Source organism: Tunicatimonas sp. (genome assembly GCF_049647865.1).
In the GTDB taxonomy this organism is placed as follows: Bacteria; Bacteroidota; Bacteroidia; order Cytophagales; family Cyclobacteriaceae; genus Tunicatimonas.
Genome location: NZ_JBARYM010000775.1, coordinates 1 through 3,918 on the forward strand (window position 1 = coordinate 1; position 3,918 = coordinate 3,918).

General features: G+C 43.0%; 4 protein-coding genes and 1 pseudogene. All 5 read left to right on the forward strand.

Going from position 1 to position 3,918, the window contains the following annotated elements:
* Positions 1 to 113: pseudogene (locus tag WBA23_RS22560) on the forward strand (30S ribosomal protein S12); the annotation flags it as partial.
* Positions 114 to 134: 21 nt separating this feature from the next.
* Positions 135 to 602 (forward strand): 30S ribosomal protein S7, encoded by a 468-nt coding sequence (rpsG, locus tag WBA23_RS22565; RefSeq protein WP_424584539.1) that lies wholly within the window; start codon positions 135 to 137, stop codon positions 600 to 602.
* Between the two features lie 4 nt (positions 603 to 606).
* Positions 607 to 2,724, forward strand: a complete 2,118-nt coding sequence (gene fusA, locus WBA23_RS22570) for an elongation factor G (RefSeq protein ID WP_424584540.1) — start codon at positions 607 to 609, stop codon at positions 2,722 to 2,724.
* Between the two features lie 5 nt (positions 2,725 to 2,729).
* Positions 2,730 to 3,035, forward strand: a complete 306-nt coding sequence (gene rpsJ, locus WBA23_RS22575; RefSeq protein ID WP_424584541.1) for a 30S ribosomal protein S10 — start codon at positions 2,730 to 2,732, stop codon at positions 3,033 to 3,035.
* Positions 3,036 to 3,262: 227 nt separating this feature from the next.
* Positions 3,263 to 3,895, forward strand: a complete 633-nt coding sequence (rplC, locus tag WBA23_RS22580) for a 50S ribosomal protein L3 (protein WP_424584542.1) — start codon at positions 3,263 to 3,265, stop codon at positions 3,893 to 3,895.
* Positions 3,896 to 3,918 lie beyond the last annotated feature (23 nt).

The following is a 3,918-nucleotide window of genomic DNA, read 5'->3' on the forward strand; positions in this document are numbered from 1 at the left end:
AAGATTTACCGGGAGTTCGCTATCACATCATCCGCGGTGCACTAGAGACCGCCGGAGTGAGCGGACGATTACAAAGGAGATCAAAATATGGCGCAAAACGCCCTAAAAAATAGAACTATAGCAAAAAATACTCCATGAGGAAAGCTAAACCCAAGAAGAGATATGTTTTACCCGATCCTAAATATAAGGATACGCTGGTAACCCGATTTGTGAACTACATGATGGTAGACGGTAAAAAAAGTACCGCTTATTCTATTTTCTACGATGCCATTGCATTGGTAGAAGAACGAACCAGTGAGAACGGCCTGGAGTTGTGGAAGAAAGCATTAGGCAATATTATGCCGGCGGTAGAAGTAAAGAGTCGCCGAGTAGGGGGGGCTACCTTTCAGGTGCCGCTAGAAGTTCGACCAGGTCGAAAAACATCGTTGGGTATCAAGTGGATGATCCGCTATGCCCGCGCTCGGGGAGAGAAAACGATGAAAGAACGTTTAGCCGGAGAGATCATCGCTGCTTCCAAGGGAGAAGGAGCTGCCGTGAAGAAAAAAGATGATACGCATCGCATGGCTGATGCTAACAAGGCTTTCTCACATTTTAGAATTTAAGAAAATGAAGCGCAATTTACGATATACTAGAAATATTGGTATTGCTGCCCATATTGATGCGGGCAAAACGACCACTACGGAACGTATTCTGTACTATGCCGGAGTAAGCCATAAAATTGGTGAGGTACATGATGGTGCTGCCACGATGGACTGGATGGAGCAGGAGCAGGAACGAGGAATAACGATTACTTCAGCAGCTACTACCGTAAAGTGGCCCTATCGTGAGCAAGATTATCACATAAATATTATCGATACCCCCGGTCACGTAGACTTTACAGTAGAGGTAAACCGCTCGCTCCGAGTGCTTGATGGTCTAGTGTTCTTATTTAGTGCGGTTGATGGGGTAGAGCCCCAGTCAGAGACTAATTGGCGTTTGGCAGATAATTATAATGTGGCACGTATCGGCTTCGTGAATAAGATGGACCGTCAAGGTGCTGATTTTCTTGGAGTTTGCAAGCAAGTAAAGGAAATGCTAGGTAGCAATGCAGTTCCACTTCAGTTGCCAATTGGAGGTGAGGAGAACTTCCGAGGAGTGGTTGATTTGGTAAACAACAGAGGTATTGTCTGGAATGAAGAAGATTTAGGTATGACTTTTACCGAAGTGCCTATTCCAGATGATATGGCAGAAGAAGTAGCTGAGTATCGGGAGCACTTACTAGAAGCAGTGGCCGAGTACGACGAAAGTTTAATGGAGAAGTTTTTCGACGATCCTGAATCTATTACGGAAGATGAAATATTGACTGCTCTACGGGCCGCTACAATTGACATGGCTATTGTACCAATGCTCTGTGGTTCGTCTTTCAAAAATAAAGGGGTGCAGACCATGCTGGACTATGTGATGGCACTGTGTCCTTCACCGCTTGACCGCGACAAGATTAAAGGTATTAATCCTGATACCGAAGAGGAAGTGTTTCGTAAGCCTGATTTCGACGAGCCGTTTGCTGCGTTAGCCTTTAAAATTGCGACTGACCCTTACGTAGGTCGTCTCTGTTTTATCCGGGCGTACTCAGGTGTGTTGGAATCTGGTTCTTACGTGTATAATACTCGCTCTGATAATAAGGAGCGTATTAGCCGTATCTTCCAGATGCACGCTAAGAATCAAAACCAAATTGATAGTTTAGGGGCAGGAGATATTGGAGCAGTCGTAGGTTTTAAGGATATTAAGACCGGCGATACACTGTGCGATCAGAACAATAAGATCGTGCTGGAGTCAATGGATTTTCCTGATCCGGTAATTGGATACGCGATTGAGCCCAAGAAGCAAGCTGATGTAGATAAACTAGGAATGGCTATTGCTAAGCTAGTAGAAGAAGATCCTACACTTCAAGTAAACACTGACGAGGAAACCGGGCAAACCATTTTGCGCGGAATGGGGGAGCTTCACTTAGATATTATTATTGATCGTCTACGTCGTGAGTTTAAAGTAGAGATCAATCAAGGTGCTCCTCAAGTAGCTTACAAAGAAACTATTACTTCTGTAGTAGATCATAAAGAGGTGTATAAGAAGCAAACGGGTGGTCGGGGTAAATTTGCCGACATCGTATTTGAACTAGGTCCGATTGACGAAGAGCCTGATCCTAAAGAAGTTAGAAACGGTCTTCAATTTGTCAATAACATTGTTGGTGGGGTAATTCCTAAAGAATTTATTCCCGCTATTCAGAAGGGATTTGAACAAGCAATGAGTAACGGACCTTTGGCTGGTTACCCTATTGAGCACATGAAAGTCCGATTGTATCATGGCTCATTTCATGATGTTGACTCCGATGCACTTTCTTTTGAGTTAGCTGCACGCATAGGCTTTAAAGAAGCAACTAAGAAGGCAAAACCTGTTTTACTGGAACCTGTTATGTCAGTTGAAGTGGTGACGCCTGATGAATACACTGGTTCAGTAACTGGTGACTTGAATCGTCGGCGTGGAATTATGAAGGGAATGGATAGCAAAGGAGTTGCTCAAGTCGTTAAATCAGATGTTCCGCTGAGTGAGTTGTTTGGGTATGTTACTGATCTTCGGACAATTTCATCGGGACGAGCTACCGCTACGCTTACGTTCTCACATTACGATCCAGTGCCCACCAGTATTGCCGAAACGGTTATTGCTAATGCTAAAGGCGAGTCAAAATAATAGTTATGAATCAGAAGATAAGAATTAAATTAAAGTCCTACGACCATAACTTAGTGGATAAATCCGCTGAAAAGATCGTTCGGGCAGTAAAAACGACAGGTGCAGTAGTGAGTGGGCCAATTCCGTTACCTACGCGTCGGGAGATTTTTACCGTACTGCGCTCTCCGCACGTGAATAAGAAAGCTCGAGAGCAATTTCAACTTCATACCTTCAAGCGACTAGTAGATATCTATTCTAGTAGTAGCAAAACTGTAGATGCCTTAATGAAATTAGAGCTTCCAAGTGGAGTAGACGTAGAAATAAAGGTATAAAACATACAATTTCTATTAAGTGATAACCAATTCTGAGTGTCAGGATTGGTTATTTTTTATCTCATACTAATTAGTGAGAAATCAGTGAACTAGTCGAATCTGTAAATCGTTGCAACGAAGCAGTTATTTACCAGCAAAATAATTTGTTTAGCTTAGGTAAATCGCTAAATTTGCAGTCCTTTTACGGAAAAGAGGAATCTTTAAGAATAAAATTACATCGTAGTATAATGTCAGGCATTATTGGAAAAAAGATAGGGATGACCAGCATCTTCGATGAAGAAGGTCGTAATGTTGCTTGCACAGTAATTGAGGCCGGACCTTGCGTGGTAACTCACGTAAAGAACGAAGAGTCTGATGGGTATAGTGCAGTACAATTAGGATTTGGCGATCGTAAAGAAAAGAATACTTCTTCAGCAATGAAGGGGCACTTCAAGCGAGCCAATGCTACCCCGAAAGCTAAATTAGTTGAGTTTAGAGATTTCCGGGTTGAGTTTGAAGACAAGGTGACTCTTGGTGGCTCTATTACAATAGATGATGTATTTACCGAAGGCGATTTCGTTGATGCAATCGGAAAGTCCAAAGGAAAAGGGTTCCAAGGTGTAGTGAAACGCCACAACTTTGCCGGAGTAGGGGATGCTACCCATGGTCAGCATAACCGACAAAGGGCTCCCGGATCAATTGGTGCTTGCTCTTTTCCTTCTCGAGTATTTAAGGGAATGAAAATGGCAGGACGAACTGGTGGAGACCGGGTGAAGTTACTTAACCTGAGAGTGCTCAAAATTATTCCTGAAAAGAACCTTGTTTTGGTTAGCGGATCGGTACCGGGAGCAAGAAACTCAACCGTTGTTTTAGAAAAATAATCATAAAGAAGTAATTCCAATAT